Origin of the sequence: Corallococcus exercitus (assembly GCF_042231735.1) — a bacterium.
Taxonomy (GTDB): Bacteria; Myxococcota; Myxococcia; order Myxococcales; family Myxococcaceae; genus Corallococcus; species Corallococcus exercitus_B.
Window position 1 is genome coordinate 2,198,720 of the sequence record NZ_CP102577.1, and the last position, 23,085, is coordinate 2,221,804.

At 69.7% G+C, this 23,085-nt stretch carries 20 protein-coding genes; 4 read left to right on the top strand and 16 right to left on the bottom strand.

The features are described 5' to 3' along the window. Positions 1–40: 40 nt before the first annotated feature. The 9 genes from NR792_RS08115 to NR792_RS08155 form a co-directional block, all read right to left on the bottom strand. Positions 41–853: a tol-pal system YbgF family protein gene (locus tag NR792_RS08115; protein WP_375761586.1), complete on the bottom strand. Its 813-nt coding sequence runs from the start codon at positions 851–853 to the stop codon at positions 41–43. Positions 854–951: 98 nt separating this feature from the next. Further along, on the bottom strand, positions 952–2,361 hold the full coding sequence (der, locus tag NR792_RS08120; protein ID WP_375759498.1) for a ribosome biogenesis GTPase Der: 1,410 nt from the start codon (positions 2,359–2,361) through the stop codon (positions 952–954). A gap of 70 nt (positions 2,362–2,431) precedes the next feature. Next, positions 2,432–3,385: a GTPase Era gene (era, locus tag NR792_RS08125; protein WP_120530302.1), complete on the bottom strand. Its 954-nt coding sequence runs from the start codon at positions 3,383–3,385 to the stop codon at positions 2,432–2,434. Positions 3,386–3,464: 79 nt separating this feature from the next. Further along, positions 3,465–4,022 (bottom strand): peptidylprolyl isomerase, encoded by a 558-nt coding sequence (locus tag NR792_RS08130; RefSeq protein WP_375759499.1) that lies wholly within the window; start codon positions 4,020–4,022, stop codon positions 3,465–3,467. Beyond that, entirely contained in the window at positions 4,019–4,690 is a 672-nt protein-coding gene (locus tag NR792_RS08135; protein WP_375759500.1) for a peptidylprolyl isomerase, read from the bottom strand. Before NR792_RS08135 ends, NR792_RS08130 begins: the two co-directional genes overlap by 4 nt. A gap of 67 nt (positions 4,691–4,757) precedes the next feature. Continuing rightward, positions 4,758–5,528, bottom strand: a complete 771-nt coding sequence (rnc, locus tag NR792_RS08140; protein ID WP_375761587.1) for a ribonuclease III — start codon at positions 5,526–5,528, stop codon at positions 4,758–4,760. Between the two features lie 14 nt (positions 5,529–5,542). Then, entirely contained in the window at positions 5,543–6,406 is an 864-nt protein-coding gene (locus NR792_RS08145; protein WP_375759501.1) for a hypothetical protein, read from the bottom strand. Beyond that, positions 6,406–7,551, bottom strand: coding sequence for an acyl-CoA dehydrogenase family protein (locus tag NR792_RS08150; protein WP_375759502.1), 1,146 nt, complete (start codon positions 7,549–7,551; stop codon positions 6,406–6,408). Before NR792_RS08150 ends, NR792_RS08145 begins: the two co-directional genes overlap by 1 nt. 43 nt (positions 7,552–7,594) lie before the next feature. Continuing rightward, positions 7,595–9,124: an acyl-CoA carboxylase subunit beta gene (locus NR792_RS08155; protein ID WP_375759503.1), complete on the bottom strand. Its 1,530-nt coding sequence runs from the start codon at positions 9,122–9,124 to the stop codon at positions 7,595–7,597. 224 nt (positions 9,125–9,348) lie between these two features. On the opposite strand from NR792_RS08155, the gene NR792_RS08160 reads away from it, so the two are divergent. Then, on the top strand, positions 9,349–9,729 hold the full coding sequence (locus tag NR792_RS08160; protein WP_120527806.1) for a YtxH domain-containing protein: 381 nt from the start codon (positions 9,349–9,351) through the stop codon (positions 9,727–9,729). An 81-nt stretch (positions 9,730–9,810) separates the two neighbouring features. Here NR792_RS08160 and NR792_RS08165 read toward each other — a convergent pair whose 3' ends face one another. Further along, entirely contained in the window at positions 9,811–10,587 is a 777-nt protein-coding gene (locus tag NR792_RS08165) for an enoyl-CoA hydratase-related protein (protein ID WP_375759504.1), read from the bottom strand. A gap of 104 nt (positions 10,588–10,691) precedes the next feature. Between NR792_RS08165 and NR792_RS08170 the strand changes: the two genes are divergently transcribed. After that, entirely contained in the window at positions 10,692–12,674 is a 1,983-nt protein-coding gene (locus NR792_RS08170) for a TIM44-like domain-containing protein (protein WP_375759505.1), read from the top strand. Between the two features lie 29 nt (positions 12,675–12,703). Here the strand turns inward: NR792_RS08170 and NR792_RS08175 are convergent, their stop codons facing one another. The 5 genes from NR792_RS08175 to NR792_RS08195 form a co-directional block, all read right to left on the bottom strand. After that, positions 12,704–13,678, bottom strand: a complete 975-nt coding sequence (locus NR792_RS08175) for a hydroxymethylglutaryl-CoA lyase (RefSeq protein ID WP_375759506.1) — start codon at positions 13,676–13,678, stop codon at positions 12,704–12,706. 20 nt (positions 13,679–13,698) lie between these two features. Beyond that, entirely contained in the window at positions 13,699–14,418 is a 720-nt protein-coding gene (locus tag NR792_RS08180) for a class I SAM-dependent methyltransferase (protein WP_375759507.1), read from the bottom strand. A 6-nt stretch (positions 14,419–14,424) separates the two neighbouring features. Beyond that, positions 14,425–15,624: an aminotransferase class I/II-fold pyridoxal phosphate-dependent enzyme gene (locus NR792_RS08185; protein WP_375759508.1), complete on the bottom strand. Its 1,200-nt coding sequence runs from the start codon at positions 15,622–15,624 to the stop codon at positions 14,425–14,427. A gap of 63 nt (positions 15,625–15,687) precedes the next feature. Continuing rightward, a complete protein-coding gene (locus NR792_RS08190) occupies positions 15,688–16,668 on the bottom strand; it encodes a phosphatase PAP2 family protein (RefSeq protein ID WP_375759509.1) in 981 nt (326 codons plus the stop codon). Continuing rightward, the gene (locus NR792_RS08195) at positions 16,665–19,133 is read right to left on the bottom strand and encodes an RND family transporter (RefSeq protein WP_375761588.1); all 2,469 of its coding nucleotides are present in this window, start codon (positions 19,131–19,133) and stop codon (positions 16,665–16,667) included. The genes NR792_RS08190 and NR792_RS08195 overlap by 4 nt, the downstream gene beginning before the upstream one ends. Before the next feature lie 433 nt (positions 19,134–19,566). Between NR792_RS08195 and NR792_RS08200 the strand changes: the two genes are divergently transcribed. Next, positions 19,567–21,123, top strand: coding sequence for an aminotransferase class I/II-fold pyridoxal phosphate-dependent enzyme (locus NR792_RS08200; protein ID WP_375759510.1), 1,557 nt, complete (start codon positions 19,567–19,569; stop codon positions 21,121–21,123). A gap of 9 nt (positions 21,124–21,132) precedes the next feature. Next, on the top strand, positions 21,133–22,317 hold the full coding sequence (locus NR792_RS08205) for an N-acetyltransferase (RefSeq protein WP_375759511.1): 1,185 nt from the start codon (positions 21,133–21,135) through the stop codon (positions 22,315–22,317). 85 nt (positions 22,318–22,402) lie between these two features. Here the strand turns inward: NR792_RS08205 and NR792_RS08210 are convergent, their stop codons facing one another. Continuing rightward, the gene (locus tag NR792_RS08210) at positions 22,403–23,038 is read right to left on the bottom strand and encodes a phospholipid-binding protein MlaC (RefSeq protein WP_375759512.1); all 636 of its coding nucleotides are present in this window, start codon (positions 23,036–23,038) and stop codon (positions 22,403–22,405) included. Positions 23,039–23,085 lie beyond the last annotated feature (47 nt).

The window sequence follows — 23,085 nt, forward strand, 5'->3', positions numbered from 1 at the left end:
CCACCGCTTCCACCGAGCGAGCCGCATGGTCATGTGCGCGCTACGGCTGCCCCGCGTCCGTGCCCGTCGCGGCGGGCGGCGGCGCCGGGGTGGGCACCTTCACGCCCTCCGCGGCCAGCACCGCCATGCGCTCGGTGGCCTGACGGGCCGCGGCGCTGCCCGGGTGGTTCGTCGGGATCTTCGACAGCTCCTGCGCGGCCTCGTCCTTCTTGCCCTGCAGGATGAGCATGCGGGCCTTGTGGTACGCGCCCATGCCGGCCAGGTACTCGCCGGTGTCCGCCTTCTCCATCGCCTCGAAGGAGCTGATGGCCTTGGCGTAGTCGCCCTTGGCCTCGTAGGCGTAGCCCTGGCCTTCCAGGGCGCTCGCGCGCAGGGCGTCGTTCTCCGGGGCGCCCTTGAGGAAGACGTCCAGGGACGCCAGGGCGTCGTCGTTCTTGCCCAGCCGGAACTCGGCCTTCGCCTGCGCCAGGGCGGCCGTCGTCGCGGAGCGCGTGCCCTCGTGCTCCTTGCGGAAGGCGGACAGCTGCTTCACGACCTCCTCGTCACGGGCCTGCACCGTCGCGAACGGGGGCTCCGTGGCCGTGGGGTCCGCCGGGTCCACGCCCGTCACGGGGCGGTCCAGGACGGTGAGGGCCTGGCCCAGGGCCATGGAGGCCGTCTCTTCACCGCGCTTGGACACTTCGCTGGCGATGGCCACACCCACCGCGCCCAGCACCAGCACGCCCGCGCCGATGGCGAGGAACTTCTGGCGCTGCATCAGCCAGTCGCGCGCGTCCGCCCCCGCCTTCTGGAAGGCGTCCGGCTGACGAAGCTGCTGCTGGCGAATCTTCTCGGTCTTCTGCTGGGCCACGATGAGGGGACCTCTCTCCGGCTCGACGGTGCTCTTCGCTCTGCTGGGAAAGCGGCGCACTGTAAAGAGCGCCCGCTGGGAGTGTCAACGCGTGAGCGCGGTCAGTCGCGCCCCGCGCGCTTCCCACCCTTGCCACCCTTGCCCGCCAGGTGCGGCTTCTTGCGCGCCTCGCGCTTGGCCTTGCCTGGACGCTCGCGGAAGAGCAGGCGGATGGGGACCCGCAAGTCGAACGTCTTGCGGAGCTGGTTGGTGATGTACCGCTTGTACATGTCCGGCACGCCCTGCGGCTCGTTGCACGTGAGGGCGAACGTGGGCGGCGCCGCCGCCACCTGGGCGATGTAGTACAGGCGCAGCGGCTTGCCCTTCACGATGGGCGCCGGGTTGTTGTCCACCATGTAGTCCAGCAGCTTGTTGAGCTGCGGGGTGGGCGCCCGGAAGCGGAACTGCCTGGCCAGCTCCACCGCCACGTCCACCACCTTCTCCACCTTGGTGCCGTTCAGGGCGGACGTGAAGATGACGGGCGCGTAGCCCACGAACTTCAGCGCGAGCTTGAGGTCGTCGCGGAAGGACTCCTGGCGGCGCTTGTCCTCCGCGATGAGGTCCCACTTGTTCACCACGATGACCAGCGCGCGGCCCCGGTCCATGGACAGGCCCGCCAGCTTCGCGTCCTGATCCACCGCCGGCTCCGTGGCGTCCATCAGCAGCACCGCCACGTCGCTGCGCTCCAGCACCTTGAGCGCCGCGATGACGGAGTACTGCTCCACCTGGTGCGCGATGGTCTTCTTGCGCCGGATGCCCGCGGTGTCCGTGAGGATGAGCTGGTTGCCCTTGTACGTGACCTCCGAGTCGATGGGGTCGCGCGTGGTGCCGGCGACCTCGCTGGTGACGACGCGCTTCTCTTTGAGGATGGCGTTGACCAGCGTGCTCTTGCCCACGTTGGGCCGGCCGATGATGGCCACGCGGATCTTCCCGTCGTCCGGCGGCGCCTCCGCGTCCTCGCCCTCCACCTTCTCCGGGAGCTTGGACACCACGGAGTCCATCAGGCTGCCCATGCCCAGGTTGTGCTCGGCGGACATGGCGTTCACGTCACCCAGGCCCAGGCGGAAGAACTCGCCGGCCAGCGACTGCATCTGCCCGGACTCGTTGTCCAGCTTGTTGGCCGCGACGACGACGGGCTTGCCCGCCTTGCGCAGGTAGTTGGCGACGGCCTCGTCCGCGGTGGTCATGCCCGCGCGGGCATCCACCACGAAGATGATGACGTCGCACTCCTCCACCGCGAACTGCGCTTGCTCGCGCACCTGCTTGAGCAGCGTGTCCTTCTCACCGGGGACGAAGCCGCCCGTGTCGATGAGGGTGAAGGCGCGGCCCTCCCACTCCGCGTCGGCGTAGTGCCGGTCGCGGGTGACGCCCGGCTCGTCCTCCACGAGCGCGATCCTCCGGCCCACCAGGCGGTTGAACAGCGTGCTCTTGCCCACGTTGGGGCGACCGACAATGGCGACCAGCGGCTTCATGGAGTCTCTTTCGACAGCGACGACGACTTCTGCGGCAACGACGTCAGCGGCACGGACTTCAGCGGCGACATCACTCGTAACCCAGCTTCCTCAAGCCCGCGGCGCGTTCACTCCAGCGGGCCTCCACTCGCACGCGCAGGTCCAGGTACACGTGCGCGCCCAGCAGGCGCTGCACCGACTTGCGCGCGTCCGTGCCGATGAGCTTCAGCATCTGCCCCTGCTTGCCAATCAGGATGGCCTTCTGGCTGTCGCGCTCCACGTAGATGGACGCCGCGATGCGGATGAGGCCGCCCAGCTGGCCGGGGGGCGTGCCCGGGCGCGGCTCGCGCTCGGATTCGTCGAACACGTCCACCAGCACCGCGGTGGAGTACGGGATCTCCTGGCGGCAGTGCCTGAGCACCTGCTCGCGGATGTACTCCGCCACCAGCACGCGCTCCTGCTGGTCCGTGAGCATGTCCTCCGCGAAGATGGGCTCGCCCTCCGGCAGGTGGCCGAGCACCACCTCGAACAGGTGCTCCACGCCGTCCTTCTCCCGCGCGGAGATGGGCACGACCTCCGCGAAGGGGAACTCCTGGCCATAGAGGGCGATGAGCGGCAGCAGCTTCGCCTTGGGGATGGAGTCGATCTTGTTGATGACCAGGAAGGTGGGCTTGCCCACCTTCTGCAGCCGCTCGAGGATGGCGCGGTTGCCCGGCGTCACATCCAGCGTCTCGCCCTGGGGCGGCTCGATGAGGAAGAGGACCAGGTCCACCTCCTCGGCCGCGGAGATGGCGGCCTCCACCATGTAGCGGTTGAGCTCTCCCTTGGCCTGGTGGATGCCGGGCGTGTCGATGAACGCCACCTGCCCTTCCGGACGGGTCACCACGCCCAGGATGCGGTTGCGGGTGGTCTGCGGCTTGGGCGAGACGATGGCGATCTTCTCGCCCGTGAGCGCGTTGAGCAGCGTGCTCTTGCCCACGTTGGGCCGGCCGATGAGCGCGGCGAAGCCAGCGCGAGGGGTCTTCTTCTGGGACTGAGAGGCCATACTTCCGGAGATGATCAGTGGGCCTTCCGACTGCTGCACGGGAAGGCCCCGGGGGAACGGCTATGAACGGCGGACGGCTTTACGACGGCCGCGCCGTGGAGATGGTCAACGTCTGGATGCGCACGTCCCGGCGGGGACGGTCGTTTGAATCCTTGGGAAGCTCGTTGGCGATGCGGTCCACCACGTCCTGCCCCTCCACCACCTCGCCAAAGATGGTGTAGCGGTTGTCCAGGTGGGGCTGCGGCGCGGCGGTGATGAAGAACTGACTGCCGTTGGTGTTGGGGCCGGTGTTGCCCATGGCCAGCAGGCCCTTCCTGTCGAAACGCCGGCCACTCTGGAACTCATCCTCGAAACGGAAGCCCGGCCCACCGTTTCCCCGGCTGGTCGGGTCCCCGCCCTGAATCATGAAGTCCTTGATGCAGCGGAAGAAGAGCGTCCCGTCGTAGAGCGGGCGGCCGTGCTGCACCTGGAACGTCACCGGATCCGTCCAGTCCTTCTCCCCGGTGGCCAGCCCCACGAAGTTCTCCACCGTCCGCGGCGAGTCCTTGGAGAACAGGCGCACCACGATGCGCCCCTCCGTCGTGGTGAAGGTCCCGAACAGCTCCGTGCCCGCGCGGGCCTGCTCCATGAAGCTCATCGCGGGGCGCTCTTGGTGGCGGGAGCCGGCTTCGGCGCGGCCGGCTTCTTGGGCGCCTTCTCACTCAGCGTAATCGTCTCCAGGACCACGGGTGTCTGCGGGCGGTCCTGTGCGCTGCGCGGCACGGTGCCGATCTTCTCCACCACGTCGTAGCCCGTGACGACCTCGCCGAAGATGGTGTGGCGGCCGGTGAGGTGCGCGGGCGTGGCGGTGGTGATGAAGAACTGGCTGCCGTTGGTGTTGGGGCCCGCGTTGGCCATGGCCAGGAGGCCCGGCTTGTCGAAGCTCCGGCCGCTCTGGAACTCGTCCGCGAAGCGGTAGCCCGGGTCGCCCATGCCGGTGCCGGTGGGGTCGCCGCCCTGGATCATGAAGCCCGGGATGACGCGGTGGAACACGGTGCCCGCGTAGAGCGGCTTGCCCTTCACCTGCTCGCCCGTCTTCGGGTCCGTCCAGGCCTTCTCCCCGGTGGCCAGGCCGACGAAGTTCTCCACCGTCTTGGGCGCGTCCTTGGAGAAGAGCTTCAGGGTGATGACGCCCTGGCTCGTCTTCAGGGTCGCGTAGAGGTCCTTGCCGGCCTGGACCTTCTTCGTCCAGGGGCCCGCGGCGGGCTCGGCGGCCAGGGCCGCGAAGGCGGCAAGCGCCACGGTGATACCGAGAAGACGGTGCATACGGGACGGCCTCCAGGGCAGGAAGGCGCGGACCCTACCCCCCACCCCCCTCCCCCTCCAAGGGCTTTCACGCCGGAGGGTCGTCCGGTGAAGGACCTCCCGGGACGGGTGCCACCACGGCCGGGGGCGCCACGGCGGCCTCCGCCTTGAGGCGCTCCAGGGTGGTGCGAGCGGCCGCCTGCTCGGCCTCCTTCTTGTTCCGGCCGGTGGCCCGGGCGTACACGGTCTCCCCGATGCACACCTCCACCTCGAACATCTTGGAGTGCTCCGGGCCCGTCTCCGACACCACCCGGTAGCGCGGCGACAGCTTGAGCTTCTCGTGGGACAGCTCCTGGAGGAGCGTCTTGTAGTCCAGGCGGCCGGCGCCGGAGGCCACCTCCTCCACCAGCTCCCCGAAGCAGCGGTCCACCAGCGCCAGTGCCGGCTCCAGGCCGCCGCTGAGGTAGACGGCGCCCAGCACCGCCTCCAGCGCGTCCGCCAGCAGCGAGTTCTTGTCGCGGCCGCCGGACTGGGACTCGCCCCGGCCCAAGAGGAGCAGCTCGCCCAGGCGCAGGCCCCGGGCCACGCGGGCCAGGCCCTCCTCGTGGACGATGCGGGCGCGCATCTTGGTGAGCTCGCCCTCGGGGACGCCGGGGCAGCGGTCCATCAGCCGGTGGCTCACGGCCAGGTCCACGACGGCGTCGCCCAGGAACTCCAGGCGCTGGTTGTCCTTGAGGTTCTGGTCGCGGTTCTCGTTGACGTACGTCTTGTGCGTGAGCGCTTCCAGGGCCAGGTCGCGCTTGGAGAACTGCACGCCCAGGCGTGCCTCCAGGGCCTGCACCCGCTCGGCCAGGGTCATCTTCTCCACGCGGCTCACTCCTGGGGGGCGTCCGGGCCCACGAGGCGCACGGCCTCGGGAGCGACCTTCAACAGGTCCGCCACCATCCGCACCACGCCGGGGAACTCATCCAGTTCGAAGCGGCCCGCCCACACCTTGCCCTGGGTGCCCGCCAGCAGGCCCCGGAAGGTGCGCCCGGCGATGCGCGCGGCGGCGAAGCGGTAGGCCTTGCCGTCCACCTGCAGCTGCGCCAGCAGCTCCAGGCTGCTGCGCGGCGGCACCAGCGCCTGCGGGCCGAACTTCTCCACCACCTCCACGAAGCGCACCGGCTCCGGGCCGGCCGCCGCCTGGGGCGCGCGCGGCATCGGCTCGCCGAGCAGCGCGGACAGGTAGCCCGTCAGCGCGGCCCGCTCGCGGAACTCCGACAGCTCGATGACGTGGCCCGCGGCGGTGGCCAGCTCCTCCCCGCCCCGGATGGCCTGCGCGATGCGGAAGTTGCCCTGCCGGTCCGACACCAGCTTCACCGCGAGCGCGCCCTCGTGCACCGACGTGGACAGCTCCAGCGACTGCGGATCCACGTCCGCCGGCAGGCCCAGGAGCTGCAGCTCCTCCGAGCGGCGCTGCAGGTGGAAGACGTGGTCGCTGAAGGTGTCCAGCAGGAGCGCCTGCATCTCCTCCGCCGCGTCGATGGCGGACAGCAGGATGGGCGTCATGCCCACCACCGCCGGCGGCGCGATGGGGATGAGCCGGTCACCCATCACCTGGAAGGTGATGTCGGTGATGAAGTCCTTGGTGATGGGGTTCACCAGGGACGCGGCCTCCAGGTCCAGCATCACCTCGACGCCGGACGGCTCCTCACGGACCTGGAGCCCCAGCTCACGCAGCCGAGCGGTATCCATCAGGCCCCTTTGAAGGTCTCGCGGGCGATGATGGTGCGCTGGATCTCGCTCGTGCCCTCGCCAATCTCGCAGAGCTTGGCGTCGCGCAGGTAGCGCTCCACGGGGAACTCGCGCGTGTAGCCGTAGCCGCCGTGGATCTGCACCGCCTTGTTGCAGCCGCGCATGGCCGCCTCGGAAGCGAAGAGCTTCGCCATGGAGGCCTCCTCCGAGTACGGCTGCCCCGCGTCCGCGAGCCGCGCCGCGCGGTGCACCAGGAGGCGCGCCGCCTCCAGCTCCGTCTTCATGTCCGCCATCATCCAGCGCAGGCCCTGGAACTCGCCGATGGGCTGGCCGAACGCGGTGCGGTCCTTGGAGTACGCCACCGACTCCTCCAGCGCCCCGCGCAGGAGGCCCACCGACAGCGCGCCGATGGTGATGCGGCCCTTGTCGAGGATCTTCAGCGTGTCGATGAAGCCGCGGTCGACCTCGCCCACGATGGCGTCGTCACCGACCTCCACGTTCTCCAGGATGAGCTCGGCCGTGTCCGACGAGCGCATGCCCAGCTTGCCGTGGATGGCGCGCTGGCTGAAGCCGGGGAGGCCCTTCTCCAGCACGAAGGCGGTGATGCCCTTCTGGCGCTTCTCCGGCGACGTGAGCGCCAGCACCACGAACACGTCACCCACCGTGCCCTGGGTGATGAACATCTTCGCGCCGTTGAGCACCCACTTGTTGCTCTTCTTCACGGCGGTGGTGCGCATGCCGGACGCGTCCGAACCGGATCCCGGCTCGGTGAGGCCCCACGCGCCCAGCCACTCGCCGGAGGCGAGCTTGGGCAGGTAGCGCTGGTGCTGCGCCTTGTTGCCGAAGACGCGCACGTGGCTGGTGCCCAGGCCGTTGTGGCTGGCCACCGTGAGGGCGAGCGAACCGTCGTAGCGGGCGATCTCCTCCACGGCCACCGCCACGGCGAGCGAGTCCATGGCCGCTCCGCCGTACTCCTCGGAGACGAGCATGCCCAGCACGCCCAGCTGGCCCAGCTCCTTCACCACCTCCATGGGGAACTTCTCGTCCTTGTCCCATTCCCGCGCGTACGGCTTCACGCGGCGTTCGCAGAATTCACGGAGGGAGGCCTGGAGGGCGCGGTGGCTTTCAGGAAGTTCGAAGTCCATGGTCGGGTGCGGAATCTAGAGCGTGAATGACGGGTGGGGAACTTCAGACGGGGTGGACGCCGTGCTTCTTCTCCGCACGGGGCTGGAACCGGTCCGCATAAAGCGAATAACGCTGCAGCAATTCCCCGCGCAGGGAGTCGCCGGGGACGACGGCGTCGATGACGAGCTCGCTGGCCAGCTTGAAGAGGTCCACGTCCTGCTTGTACTCGTCGCGCAGCTTCTGGACGTAGGCCGGCCGCTCGGCCTCCGGCAGCTCTTGAATCTTGTTGAAGTAGACGGCGTTCACCGCCGCCTCCGGGCCCATCACGGCGATCATCGCCTGGGGCAGCGCCAGCGTGGCCTCCGGGGCGAAGCCGGGGCCGCTCATGGCGTAGAGGCCGGCGCCGTAGGCCTTGCGCACCACCACGCAGATGCGCGGCACGCTGGCCTCCGACACCGCGGAGATCATCTTCGCGCCCGCGCGGATGATGCCCGCGCGCTCCACCTTGGTGCCGATCATGAAGCCCGGCACGTCCGCCAGGTACAAGAGCGGGATGTTGAACGCGTCACACAGCCAGATGAACCGGGCCGCCTTGTCCGCGCTGTCCACGAACAGCACGCCGCCCTTGTACTTGGGCTGGTTCGCCACGATGCCCACCGGCCGCCCGCCGATGCGCGCGAGGCCGGTGATGATCTCCTGCGCGAAGAGCTTCTTCACCTCGAACCAGCTGCCCTCGTCGATGAGCTCCGTGATGAGGGCGTGCATGTCGAACGGCTTGTTCTGATCCGGCGGGACGATCTCGTCCACGCGCTTGCCGCTGTGCTTGGGCGCCTTCACCGGCACCTGGGGCGGAGCCTTGGCGAAGTTCTCCGGGAAGAAGGCCAGGTACTGCTTCGCCGCGGCGATGGCGTCCTGCTCCGTCTTCACCAGCACGTCGCCCACGCCAGACACGGAGCAGTGCATCTTCGCGCCGCCCATCTCCTCCAGCGTGACCTTCTCACCAATGACCATCTCCGCCATGCGCGGGCTGCCCAGGTACATGGAGGCGTTGCCCTCCACCATGATGACCAGGTCGCAGAACGCGGGGATGTACGCGCCGCCCGCGGCGGACGGACCGAAGAGCAGGCAGATCTGCGGGACGAAGCCCGACAGGTGGACCTCGTTGTAGAAGATGCGGCCCGCGCCCCGGCGGCCGGGGAACATCTCCACCTGATCCGTGATGCGCGCGCCCGCGCTGTCCACCAGGTACAGCAGGGGGCAGCGCTGCGCCTTCGCCGTCTCCTGGATGCGGAGGATCTTCTCCACCGTGCGCGCGCCCCAGCTGCCCGCCTTCACCGTGGAGTCGTTGGCCATGATGGCCACCGCCCTCCCGTCGATGCGCGCCATGCCGGTGATGACGCCGTCGGAGGGCAGCTCCGGGTCCAGGTTGTTGGCGAGCTTTCCGTCCTCCACGAAGGAGTCCGCATCCACGAGCAGCCGGATGCGCTCGCGCGCGAAGAGCTTGCCGGTCTCCGCGTTCTTCGCGTGGTACTTGGGCGCGCCGCCCTTCTCCACCTGGGCAATCTTCTCGAGCAGTGTCTGGTCTGAGGACATGGCCGCCGTCCCATACCAAGAAACCCCTGGCCTGGCTGCCTTCTTGCCAGCCGAAGCACCAGCCGTGCCGTCCAGCGGACGACGCAAGGGGCTACGACAGAGCGCTTCGGGGGATGGCGCCAGGGGCCTCCCTGCCTACCTTGATGTCGCACGGGGGGTGTGCACCCAGGCGGGCCACGAACCGCCCCGTGAACGGCATCCGGACTTCGGACCAGGAGGGACCCATGTTCAGAGCGAAGAAGGCGACGTGGCAGGCGAAGGCTTTGGCCAAGAGCAAGCTGTACCGCCAGTTCCTGGCGCACCAGCTGCTCGACCAGCTCCCCGAGTACGCGGACAAGGCGGGCAAGGTCGCCCGGAAGTCCTGGGACAACTTCGACCCGGACGACGCGCTGCGCTATGTGGGATTGACGACGTACAAGCCGGCGCGCTCGGGGATGGGCGGCCTGGGGGCGTTCCTGCTGGGCGCCGCCGCGGGCAGCATCGTGGCCCTGCTGATGGCCCCCAGCCGCGGCACGGAGCTGCGCACCACCGTCAAGGACAAGGCGATGGGCTACATCAACAAGCAGGGCGTGAACATCGGCGGCGAGAAGACCGCGAGCGCCTGAAGTTGAGGTGACGGACGCAAGCAGGGGCAGCACGGTCCGCGAGCAACCGCGGGCCTGCCGCCCCTGTCGCTTTCGAAGGGCCTAGCGGCCTTTATAGACAGGGGGACGCTTCTCCGCGAAGGCGCGGAGCCCTTCCAGCCGGTCCTCCGTCTTGAGCACCTCCTCGTACTTCTTGAGCTCCAGCGCCAGCGCGTCATCCAGCTCCAGGCCGGTGCCCTCGTCGATGGCGTGCTTCGCGGTGGCCACGGCCACGGGCGCGGTCTCCACGACGGCCTCCGCGAGCTGGAAGGCGACCTCCAGCAGGTGCCCTTCCGGGGCCAGCCGGTTCACCAGGCCGATGCTGAAGGCCTCCGCCGCGTTCACGCGCCGGGCGGTGAGGATGAGGTCCTTGGCGCGCCCGGGGCCGATGAGCCGCGAGAGCCGCTGCGTGCCGCCGCCGCCGGGGATGATTCCCAGCTTCACCTCCGTGAGCCCCATCTCCGTGGCGGGCGAGGCGACGCGCAGGTCGCACGCCAGGGCCAGCTCCGTGCCGCCGCCGAAGGCCGCGCCGTTGATGGCGGCGATGAAGACGCAGTCGCTCTTCTCGATGGAGCGCAGGGTGACGCGCAGGCCGTTGAGGAAGGCGCGCACCTCGTCCTCGGACATGGTGATGCGCTCCTTCAGGTCCGCACCCGCGCAGAAGGCCTTGTCGCCCGCGCCGGTGAGGATGACGGCGCGCACCGCGCGGCTGGAGGACACGCGCGCCACGAGCGCGTCCAGCTCCTGGTGCATCGCGCGGCTGATGGCGTTACGGCGGCTCTCCCCGTCGATGGTCCAGATCTCGATGGCCCCTCGGGCATCGACCTTGAACTCCGGCATCTTCGCTCCCCGTGACAGGCCGCGGTGGACGGCCCGCGTGAATGGCGCGCAGCCTGAAACCTGTTCCCCAGTCTGGCAAGCCGTAAACGGATAGGATTTCGCCCATGTCTTCGTGCCCAACGACGAACCGCCCGTGGCGGTGGCTGCCCGGACTGCTCACCGTCTCCACCCTGCTCGTGCTCGCCCTGCCCCTCGTGGCCCTGGCACGCGGCGGCGGCGGCGAGCACTACACGTCCAGCCGCGACCGCGGTGGAGGCGGCGGCGGCGGTGACGGCCTGCCCCTCTGGCTGCTCTTCGACCTCATCCGGATCCTCTTCCTGTATCCGAAGGTGACCATTCCGCTGCTCGTCATCGGCGGCGGGCTCTACTGGCTGTACAAGCGCAACCTGCACCCGGACGCCACCACCCGGCGCGCGTTGGACCAGCGCGAGGCGGAGGCGCGCACGGAGGTGTCCGGCCGCGACGTGCAGGGCTGGGTGAACGCGCTGAAGCTCAAGGACCCGTCCTTCGAGCTGGAGCCCACGCTGCAGAAGGTGCGCTGGCTCTTCATCGAGCTGCAGAAGTCCTGGTTCCGGCGGGACATGACGCCGGTGCGCCCCTTCCTGTCGGACGCGACGTGGCAGCGCTTCAACGTGCAGCTGGCGCTGATGCAGGCGCAGGGCGTGCGGGACGCGCTGGCGGACATGAAGGTGCTGGACGTGCAGCTCATCGGCCTGCACCAGACGCAGTGGTACGACAGCATCCACGTGCGCGTGCGCGCCAGCATCCGCGACACGGACGTGCCCGCGAACCAGACGGACGCGCAGGCCATGGCCGCCGCCAGCAAGGTGGCCCCGGAGACGTTCACGGAGGTGTGGACCTTCGTGCGCAAGCCCGGCGCGCAGACGCGCATTGGCGAGGACCTGTTCCAGGGCAAGTGCCCCAACTGCGGCGCGCCCTACAAGGGCGGCGCGTCCAACACCTGCGAGTTCTGCAACGCGGTGGTGAACTCCGGCAACTACGACTGGACGCTCTCTGAAATCACCCAGGGCGTGGAGCACGTGCGCCACCACAAGCAGGTGGACGGCCTGATGCAGGCGCGCGAGGCCGACCCGGCGCTCAACCTGGAGATGCTGGAGGACCGCGCGTCGCTCTTGTTCTGGAAGTGGATCGACGCGCAGAGCCGCAACGAGACGCAGCGCCTGTCCAAGGTCGCCAACGCGGACGCACTCACGAAGCTGGACGCGGAGCTGGGCCAGCTGGCGAAGCAGGGCCGCCGGCGCGTCTTCCTGGAGTGCGCGGTGGGCGCGGTGGACGTGCGCGCGCTGGAGGTGCACCCGGAGTCCTTCGACGAGGCGCAGGTCGAAATCCGCTGGAGCGCCCGCATGGGCATCGGCCCCGTGAACCAGAAGCCGCCCAGCCTGCCCACGGTGCCCCAGCGCTGGGTCTTCACGCTGCTGCGCCGCCACGGCGCGAAGACGAACACGGACACCGGTATGTCCACGGACCGCTGCCCGCAGTGCAACGCGCCCACCACCAACAGCGCGGCCAACACCTGCGAGTTCTGCGGCACGGTGCTGGGCAACGGCGAGCGTGACTGGGTGCTCGCGTCCGCCCTCCCCTTCGAGTCCTGGAACGTGCACCACGCCAGGCAGGTGACCGCGCAGGCGGAGCGCTACCAGCAGCGGCGCCAGGCCGAGCGCGGCACCGTCGCGCCCCCGCCCATGGACAGCCACGGCGACGGCTCCGGCGACGGCGACCGGGTGGTGACGGACGTGAAGGAGCGCGAGCGGCTGCTCTACATGATGGCGTCCATCGCAGCCTCCGACGGCGAGGTCTCGAACGCCGAGCGCCGCCTGCTCAAGCTGTGCGCGGAGCGCTGGAGCGTGTCGTGGCCCAACGTGGAGATGGCGCTCAACGCCGGGCCCCAGCTCTTCGAGCGGCTGGTGCCGCGCGGCAGCCCGGAGGCGGAGGTGTTCCTGCGCCACATCGTGGACATGGCGCTGGTGGACGGCCGCATCGACCGCAAGGAGCGGCGGATGCTGCAGATCGCCGCCCAGCACCTGGGACTGGAGGAGCAGCTGACGGTGATGCTCGGGGACCGCTAGTCACACGCGGTCCCCGGCGGGGGGCCTCTTCAGGTCTGCGCGCGGCGGGAGGCCTTCTTGTCCCGCTCGCCGAGCGCGGCCTGGAGGTACTTGCCCGCGAGCTTCCGGCCGATGAGCTCCTGGGCGATCTCCCCGGCCTCCACCAGCTTGTCCAGGTTGATGCCGGTGTCCACGCCCATGCCGTGCAGCATGAACACCGCGTCCTCCGACGCCAGGTTGCCCGCGGCGCCCGGCGCATAGGGGCAGCCGCCCAGCCCGCCGATGCTCGCGTCGAACGTGGTGACGCCCGCGGACAGGCCCACCAGGGCGTTGGCCAGCGCGGTGCCGCGCGTGTCGTGCAGGTGCAGCGCCAGCGTGTCCACCGGCATGTGCTGGAGCAGCGCGGCCAGGATTTCCTCCGTCTGCCGGGGCGTGCCCACGCCAATGGTGTCGCCCAGGCTCAGCTGGTAGATGCCCGCGTCCACCAGCTGACGGCAGATGTCCACCACGCGCTCCACCGGGACGTGGCCCTCGTAGGGGCAGCCCCACACGGTGGACAGGTAGCCGCGCACGCGCATGCCGGCCTTGCGGGCGGCGGCCGTCACTTCCTTCGCGCCGGCCAGGGCCTCCGCGATGGTCTTGTTGATGTTCTTCTTGGAGTGGGCCTCCGACGCGGAGATGAACACCGCGGCCTCCTCCAGACCCGCCGCCTGCGCGCGCTCCAACCCCTTCAGGTTGGGCACCAGCGCGGAGAAGACGACGCCGGGGCGGCGGCCCACCTGCTTGAGCAGCTCCTCCGCGTCCGCCAGCTGGGGGATCCACTTGGGTGACACGAACGACGTCACCTCGATGCGCTTCTCCCCCGCGGCGACCAGGGCGTTGATGAGGCGCGCCTTGTCGCGGGTGGGCAGCGTGCGGAGCTCGTTCTGCAGGCCGTCGCGGGGGCCGACCTCGTACACGTCGACCCGGCGGGGCAGTTGCCCCAGCAGGCCGACCCGCGTTCGCGATGTCTCTTTCGGATCCACTGGACGTGTCCCGGGCTCCGTCACCGGCGCCCGGCTCCCACGATGAGGTCGGTCGACTCGGGTGTCATCGGCCCGGAATCCAGGCCGCCGTGCACCCACTCCACCGAAAAGCCCGTGCTTTCCAACAGCCGTTTCAGTTCCGCAAGAGGATAGTAACGAAGCGCGTACGCCGCTCGCAGGACGCGACCGTCCGGCAAGGTGAGCTGACGCTGGCCGACATCGCGGCCACGCGTCGCGTCGAAGCGGCTCTCCTCCTCCAGGAGACTCCCATCCGGTAACCGCTCGCGGAACGACGCGCCCGGACTTCCGGCCAGCCGCTCGTAGGGAACCGTCTGGAACACCAACCGTCCGCCGGGCTTGAGCGCCCGCGCCACCTCGCGCAGCACCTGGACGTGCTCCGCGTCGCTGAAGGCGAAGAGTGTCGAATACCAGGCGTAGGCGCCCCCCAGGGACGCGTCCTGGAAGGGCAGCGCCCGCAGGTCACCCCGCACCACGGGAAAGCCTGGGCGGCGCAGGCGCAGGGACAGCGGATCCAGCTCCAGGCCCACCACCCGCCCGGCGAGCGCGCCTTCTGTGTTGAGCCGCGCCGCGTGCCGGCCGTGGCCGCAGCCCAGGTCCGCCACCGGCCCCTCCACGTCCGCGAACGCCCGGGACAGGTACTCCACTTCCCGGGCCGTCACCGCCTCGGAGAGGTACGGCAGCGTGCTGCGCAGGTACAGCTCTCCGAAGAAGTCGCTCACGGCCCGTCAGCGCTTGAGGGCGGGCAGCTTCTCGCGCAGGCGGCGCACGGCTTCATCCAGCACGCCGTCCGACTTGCAGAAGGCGAAGCGCGCGAAGCGCTGCCCCAGGTGCCGGTGCTCCGGGCCGTAGAAGACGCTGGGCGGGATGCCCGCCACGCCCACCTCCGTCACCAGGTGGCGGCAGAAGGCCACGTCGTCCGCGAAGCCGTAGCCGGTGACGTCCGCGAGGATGAAGTAGCTGCCCTCCGGGGAGAACGCCTGGAGCCCCGCCGCGCGCAGGCCCGTGAGCAGCCGCTCCCGCTTGGCGGTGTAGAGCGCCGTCAGCTCCTGGAAGTAGCTGTCCGGCAGCCGCAGCGCCACGGCCATGGCGGCCTGGAACGGCGACGCGGTGGCGAAGGTGACGAACTGGTGCGCGCGCTGCACCGCATCCCGCAGCGGCGGCGGCGCGATGATCCAGCCAATCTTCCACCCCGTCAGGCTGAAGGACTTGCCCGCGCTGCTCACCGTCACCGTGCGGTCCGCGAGCACCGGCACCGTGGCGGCGCGGAGGTGCTTCGCGGGGGCGAAGACGATGTGCTCGTAGACTTCGTCCGCCAGGACCTTCACGTCGTGCTCGGCGCAGAGGTTGCCCAGGAACTCCAGCTCCTCGCGCGTGAAGACCTTGCCCGTGGGGTTGTGCGGCGAGTTGAGGATGAGCAGCCGCGTCTTCGGACCGAAGGCGGCGCGCACTTCATCGCGGTCGAACCACCACGTGGGGTGCTCCGCGTCCGGCGGGCGCAGGGGCACGTAGCGCGGCGTGGCGCCCACGAAGGCGATGTTGGCGTCGTAGGAGTCGTAGAACGGCTCGAAGGCCACCACCTCGTCGCCGGGGTCCACCAGGCCCAGGATGACGTCGAGGATGGCCTCCGTCGCGCCGCTGGTGACGGTGACCATGGTGTCCGGATCCACGGCGTGGCCGTAGAAGCGCTGCGCGTGCTCCGCGATGGCGTTGCGCAGGTCCTTCGCGCCCACGCCGGGGGCGTACTGGTTGACGCCGCCCTGGATGGCCTTCCAGGCGGCCTCCTTGATGGCGTCCGGCCCGTCGAAGTCCGGGAAGCCCTGCCCCAGGTTCACGGCCTGGTGCTTCAGCGCGAGCGCGCTGAACTCGGAGAAGACGGTGGTGCCGAAGCGGGAGACGCGTTGCGCGAGCACGGGCCGGGGGGACATGGGTCAGGCCTTGGATGGCCAGCGCACGTCCTCCCGGAAACCCCGGGGCGACCGGCTGGCGGTTCAGGGCCGGACGATAGCGTCCACGGGCACGGAACGCGCGCCTTGTTCCACCGCGCGTTGCCGGGCGGCCCGGGACAGGGCCAGCGCCAACCCCGTCACCACCATCACCAGGGGCACCGCGCACACCAGGTCGATGGTGTAGTGGAACCGCCCCGCCAGGGTCGCGAAGATGAGCCCCATGCCCGGGAAGAGCATCACCCAGAAGAAGCGCCGGGCGAACCGGAACGCGTAGAAGAGCACCACCAGCATCACCCCGGTGTGCCCGGACGGGAAGCAGTCCCGGGTGTACACCGGCGTGCGCATCATGGACTCCAGCAGCGGCGTGAGGATCCACCCCTGGGTGGCCGGCCCGTCGAACGCGCCGATGAGGAAGTACCGGGGCCCCACCGCGGGCACCAGCGAGTACGCCGCGTAGTTGAAGCCCAGGAGCAGCCCCAGCCCCAGCAGGTACTCGTCGAAGCCGGCCGTGGCTCCCCTGCCCCGGGCGTACAGGTAGATGCCCAGCAGCAGCGGCCACATGAAGTGCCCGTAGTAGCAGAGCATCAGCACGTCGTTGGCCCAGGGCGGAATCACGTGCGCCAGCGCCACCGCGGCCTGGAAGCCGAACAGCTTCTGATCCACCGCGATGAGCTGGGCGTCCTTCACCAGCGGGTTCATCCAGTCCACGATGGGGCCCAGCCACCCGTGGGCCAGCGCCGACACCGGCAGGAGCCAGAAGTCCGCCACGATGGCGAGCAGCGGCTGACGCGGGAAGCGCGCCTCCAGCATGCGCACGGCCGGCAGGCCCAGCGCGAAGAGGAGGAAGAGGAGCGCACTGCGCCCGGAATCGGGCGCCCAGCGGGCCGGACCCACGCACACCAGGGCGGCCACCGAGCAGGCCGCCATCAGGACGAGGTCCACCTGCCGGAAGCGCACGAGCCCTTCGTCCGACGACGCCATGACGGGCCGCACACGGCCTTCGCTGAATGACCAGATGCTCACGCCGATTTGCGCTCCCCCGGCGACTCGACCGGCAGCTCGCCGGCCCCCCCGAGATTGAGGCTCCGAACCACCGCCCCCGACTCCGCCGCCACCGCGGACCGCCGCCCCTTCCACCGCTCCAACAACGCCAGCATGGCCGGGAAGAACACCGTCGTCCCCAGGAAGGTGCTCACAACCCCTAGTAGCGCAATCTGCCCGATGCTGCGCAAGCCCTGATGGTTCGCCACGAGGAGCGCTCCGTAGCCCGCCGCGTTGGACAGGGTGGCCACCACCGCCGCGAAGCCGGTGTTGCGCACGACCCGGCCCAGCGAGCCGGGGCCCTCCTCCTCGTACCGGTGGAACAGGTGCACCGAGTTGTCCACCGCGATGGCCAGCAGGTTGGGCAGCACCACCGCGTTGATGAAGTTGAGCTGGACGTCGAAGAGGTACATGCCGCCCGCCAGGCACGTCATGCCCAGGAACAGCGGGCCCGCCACCAGCAGCGCACGCTTGAAGCTGCGCAGGCTGGCCAGGATGACCAGGAACACCACCGCCGCCGCGGACCAGAGGATGAACGGCCCGTCCCCGCGCACCAGCGCGAAGATGCGCGCCGCGATGCGGTTGCTGTCCAGCACCGCCAGGTCGATGCCCTTCGCCTTCGCCCCGGCCACCACCTCGTCCAGCTGCGTCGCCCAGCGGTTCAGGTCCTGCGTGTCGTAGTTGGACACCGACGGGAACAGCAGGAGGAACATGCCCTTGCCGTCCAGCGCCTCGAAGCGGCGGCGCGCCTCCACGGGCAGCTCTTCCAGCCCGTAGGGCTTCGCGTCCACCATCTCCCGCAGGTCCTTCACGCGCGGGTCCTCCTGGGCGGACTTCGGCAGGCCGTCCAGCAGCGTCCGGATGCGGCCCAGCTCCGCCGCGTGGCCCGCCACGTCCGAGGGCACCAGGTCGCTCAGCGACGCGGTGCGCAGGAACACGGAGTTGGCGCCGTTCCTCGCCTTCACCTGGGCGATGACGGCCTCCACCTCGCGGACCTGCTCCAGCGAGTCCACGGAGAGGATGGCGGGGTTGAGCGGCGCGCCGATCTGCGCCGTGATGTGGTCATCCAGCCGCGACGCCGGGGAGTCGCCCTTCAGGTTGCGCAGGTTGGTCTCGAAGCCCAGCCGGGGCGCGATGCCCACCGAGTACGCCGCGAAGCCCACCACCGACAGCGCCACCGCGACGATGACGCCCGTGGGCCAGCGCCGCCACTCCTTCGCCGGAGCGGGAGCCGGCGCCGCCACCGGCGCGGAAGCCGTGGCACCGGCCCCGGCGTCACGGCGGTACGGGCGGATGCGCTCCGCGATGGCGAGCAGCGACGGGCCCAGCGCGTACGCGGACAGCACCGCCATCAGCACGCCGATGCCCGCGAGCAGGCCGAACTGCTGGAAGGCGTGGAACTGCGCCAGCACCAGCACGAAGAACGCCGCCGCGTTGGTGACGGCGGACGTGAGCGCCCCGCTGAAGGTGCCGCGCACCGCCGCCGTCAGCGCCTCCTTCACGCCGTGCTGCTCGCGCTCCTCCCAGTAGCGCATCGCCAGGTGGACGCCGTACTCGATGCCCAGGCCGATGAGGATGGCGACGAGGAAGCCCGTCACGATGTTGAGGTGGCCGATGGCGCCCTGCGCGAACGCGAACGTCAGCACCAGCCCCACCACCACCGGCACGCCCACCACCGCCAGCGCGGAGATGCGCCGGGTGGCCAGCAGGATGAGCCCTATTGCGATGAGCGCGGACAGCATGCCCGCGTTGGACAGGTCGCGGCGCATCACCGCGTCCTCTTCGATGCGGTTCTGGAAGTTGCCCGTCGCCTCCAGCGTCACGCCCGGGTACTTCTCCGCCGCGAGCTTGCGGCCGGTGTCGAACACCGCGGCCACGAAGTTCCGCGCGAACTCCAGGTCCCCCGCCGTCCCCGACGGCTTGATCATCAGGTAGACCTCGGTGCCCTCCTTGTTCGCCAGCGTCTCCGGCAGCGCCGTGTCCGGGGTGTGCTTCTTCGCGATCTCCTCGAAGGTGGGCGGCGCCTCCTCCGTGCCCAGGTCCACGAAGAGGGGGCTGGCGCGCTCCTTCTCGTAGCGGACGCGGGCCTCCAGGTCCCCCCTCAAGGAGGCGACCTCCGCCGTGGGCAGGAGCAGCAACCCGTGGCGGCGGAAGAACGCCACGTCATAGTGGTGCTCGACGTAGCGGACCGTCGGCAGGGCCTCCAGGCGCTTCTGGAACTCCGTGGCGTAGGTCTTGAGGGCCTCCGGCGTCCCGCCCTTGGCCATGATGACGAGGTACCCGTCACCACCGGCCTTCTCTGACACGCGTGTCAGGTCCCGGACCTCGGGGGCACCCTCCGGGAGGAGCTCCACGAAGGAGCCGCGGAACTCCAGGCGCGAGGCGAAGAAGCCCGCGGCGGCTGTCACCAGGGCGACAGCGAGCAGCACCTGCCAGGGCCGCGACATGGCTGCCTGGATGAAGCCCTCGAACCACCGCTGCCGTCGTGCTTGGGACACCGTCTGCTCCTCTGATGCTGACCGGCGAAGCAATAAGCCGGCCATGATCCAGGCCCCCGGAACAGACGGCCCCTCCAAACCCATTCCCCATGTGAACCCGTGTGTGCCCCGGGTGCGGAAGCATCCACTGGCGAACGCGGGCTCGGGGGCGCGGCGTGCCATCAATGAGGCATGACTGTCAAGGCGCGCCCTGACACGGATGCCCCACATGGGATGCGATGGAACCGTCCCCGCCTTGACAGTGCGGATTTCCCTCTTTATTGACCCCCTCGCGTCGTCGTCCCCCTGGGTGTTCACGCGGCCGGGCAATCCGAACCTGGAACGCGCCCTGCACATGGAAAGCGGCTCGGATCACACCCCCCGACGCGTAAGAAAGACCACCATGAGCGACGTGTTCGACAAGTGCCGTACCTGGAAGGACTACCGCATCGCCAAGGCCACGGGGTTGTACCCGTACTTCCGGGCCATCGAGGCGTCGCACGGCGCCACGGAGGTGGAGATCGAGGGGCGGCGGGTCATCATGGTGGGCTCGAACAACTACCTGGGCCTGTCCGCGGATCCGCGCGTGAAGGAAGCGGCCATCAAGGCCACGGAGAAGTTCGGCACCACCTGCTCCGGTTCGCGCCTGCTCAACGGCACGCTGGCGCTGCACGAGGAGCTGGAGGCGCGGCTGGCGAAGTTCCTCAACCGCGAGTCGGCCATCGTCATCTCCACCGGCTTCCAGACGAACCTGGCGCTGGCGTCCATCCTGGGCCGTCACGACATCGTGTTCAGCGACCGCGCGAACCACGCGTCGCTGGTGGACGGCGTGCGCCTGTCGTTCGCGACGGAGCGCAAGTTCCGCCACAACGACATGGATCACCTGGAGCAGCTGCTGGCCGCGGCGGAGCCGGGCGCCGGGAAGATCATCGTCACGGACGGCGTGTTCTCCATGGAGGGCGACGTCTGCAACCTGCCCCGCATCGTGGAGCTGTCCAAGCAGTACAACGCCCGCGTGATGACGGATGACGCCCACGCCATGGGCGTGCTGGGCGAAATGGGCCGGGGCACGTCGGAGTACTTCGGCCTGGAGAAGGACGTGGACCTGGTGATGGGCACGTTCTCCAAGAGCTTCGCGTCGCTGGGCGGCGTGCTCGCGGGTCCGTTCGACGTCATCAACTACATCCGCCACAAGGCCCGCTCGGTCATCTTCTCCGCGTCCATGACGCCCGCGTCCATCGCGGCGGCGCTCAAGGCGACGGAGATCATCGAGGCGGAGCCGCAGCGCCGCGCGCGCCTGCTGGACATCGCGGAGAAGATGCACAACGGCTTCCGCGCCATGGGCTTCGACACGGGCGTGTCGGTGACGCCGGTGGTGCCGGTGCACATCGGTGACCAGGTGAAGTGCTTCCGCTTCTGGCGCGCGCTGCACGAGGCGGGCGTGTTCGCCAACCCCGTGATTCCGCCGGCGGTGGAGGCGGGCCACGCGCTCATCCGCACCAGCTACATGGCCACGCACACGGACGCGCAGCTGGACCAGGTGCTGGACACGTTCGAGAAGATCGGCCGCAAGCTCAACGTCATCCCGGAGACGCGCCCCACGGTGTACGAGCCGGTGAAGATCGCCCGGCCGGGCAGCGCGGTGCGCAGCAACAAGGCGAGCGAGACGTGGGCGGCGGGCAGCGCGGGCCTGCTCGCGGACAAGGGCTTCTCCCTGGATCAGCTGTCGCGGATGTCGTCGCGGGAGATGGCCGGGAAGTTCTTCGACGCGGTGGAGCAGCTCACCTGGCGCGCGGCGAACCTGCAGCCGGAGGACCTGCGGCGGCTGGGCGGCGCGCCCAAGAAGCTGTGGGAGAAGCGCAGCGAGCTGGGCGGCGTGCTCCTGGAGAAGGGCGCGCAGCTCTTCATGCGCAACGGCGGCGACGGCTCCGACGGCGGCAACCAGGCCGAAAGGAACTGAGCCCTCCTCATGGCCCGCCCCGCCAAGAACGAAGACGCTGCTTCCTCCCCGACCCCCACCATGCCCTCCGACGTGCAGGTGACTCCCGTGCGCGGCGCGGCGGACCGGACGGCGTTCATCCGGCTGCCGTACTCGCTCTACCGTGAGGATCCGAACTGGGTCCCGCCGCTGGAGATGGAGCGCCGCGACTTCCTGGATCCGAAGAAGAACCCCTTCTTCGACTACGCGGAGGTGGAGCTGTTCCTCGCCCGGCGCGGGCAGGACGTGGTGGGCCGGGTGGCGGCCATCAAGAACCCGCGCCACATGGAGTTCCACGGCACGAAGGAGGGCTTCTTCGGCCTCTTCGAGTGCGTGAACGACGCGGGCGTGGCGCGGGGCCTGCTGGACGCGGCCAGCGCGTGGCTGAAGGCGCGCGGCATCGACACCGTGCTGGGGCCGGCCAACTTCTCCTCCAACCAGGACTGGGGCCTGCTCGTGGAGGGCCACGAGAGCCCTCCCGCGCTGATGATGCCCTACAACCCGGCGTACTACGCGGGCCTGCTGGAGACGTGCGGCTTCACCAAGGCGAAGGACCTGTGGGCGTGGGAGCTGTCGTCGTCCACGCCTCCGCCGGAGAAGGTGGCGCGCATCGCGGAGAAGATCCGCCAGCGCGAGGGCGTCACCGTGCGCGCGGTGAACCTGAAGGAGTTCCCCGCCGAGGTCGCCCGCATCAAGGAGATCTACAACGCGGCCTGGGAGAAGAACTGGGGCTTCATCCCCTTCACGGACCGCGAGTTCGACCACATGGCCAAGGAGATGAAGGCCATCGTGCGTCCGGAGCTGCTGCTCATCGCGGAGGTGAAGGGCGAGCCCGTCGCCTTCTCCATGACGCTGCCGGACGCCAACCCGGCGTTCAAGGCGGCCAACGGGCGGCTCACGACGTTCGGCCTGCCCATGGGCCTGGTGAAGCTGGTGCTGGCGTCGCGGAAGCTCAAGCGGCTGCGCCTGCTCACGCTGGGCATCAAGGAGGGCTACCGGCGCCGCGGCCTGGACGCCATCCTCTACCTGGACACCCTGCGCACCGCGAAGGAGCTGGGGTACACGGGCGGGGAGATCTCCTGGACGCTGGAGGACAACCACCTGGTCAACCGCGCCATCGAGTCCATGGGCGGCCAGCGCTCCAAGACGTACCGCGTGTTCCAGCGGCCCGCCTGACGTCCTGAAACACTTCCGCCCGGGCGCTGGTGGCACCCGGGCGGGAGGTGAAGCGCGAAGCGGTCAGGCGCCCTGCCCTGCTCCGCTACCTGGCCTGCGGCGCGGCGCCCGTGGCACCGGCGGCGGACTCGTTCACGGAGGCCGCGCTGGTGTTGGCGGTCTCCTTCTCCAGCTGGGCGCGCTTGGACTTGAGCGTCGTCAGCAGGCCGTCAAAGCCCTTGGTGGAGAGGATCTTCTTGAACTGGCCGCTGTACGTCTCCACGAGGGACACCTCGTCCGTGATGACGTCGTAGATGCGCCAGTCGGCCTTGGCCGACGCCTTGTAGAGCTTGTAGTTCACCGGCACCTGGTCCGTCTTCACGGTGAGCTGCGTGTCGACCGTGGCCTCGGTCCCCTGCACGCTCTCCTTGCCGTACTTCACGTCCGCCTTCGCCTGGCCGATGGCCTTCTGGGCGTACGAGGCGCGCAGCAGGCCCGTCATGGTGTCGGTGAACTCCTTGCGCTGGGCGGCGCTGAGGCCCGCCCAGGCCTTCTCACCCAGGGCGCGCTTGGCCAGCTCCTCGAAGTCCACGAAGGACTCCACGACGGTGGCCAGGGACTGCACGGTGGCGCCAGGGGCATTGGCCGCCTTCTGCACGGCGGCGTTGCCGTTCTTCACCACGTTGAGCGGGCTCACGGGAGCGGCGGCGAGCAGCGTGGCGGCAAGCAGGGAAGCAATCATAGGGATGAAGCTCCGGGTTGAAGGTCAGGTGTGACGACACCTGTTCG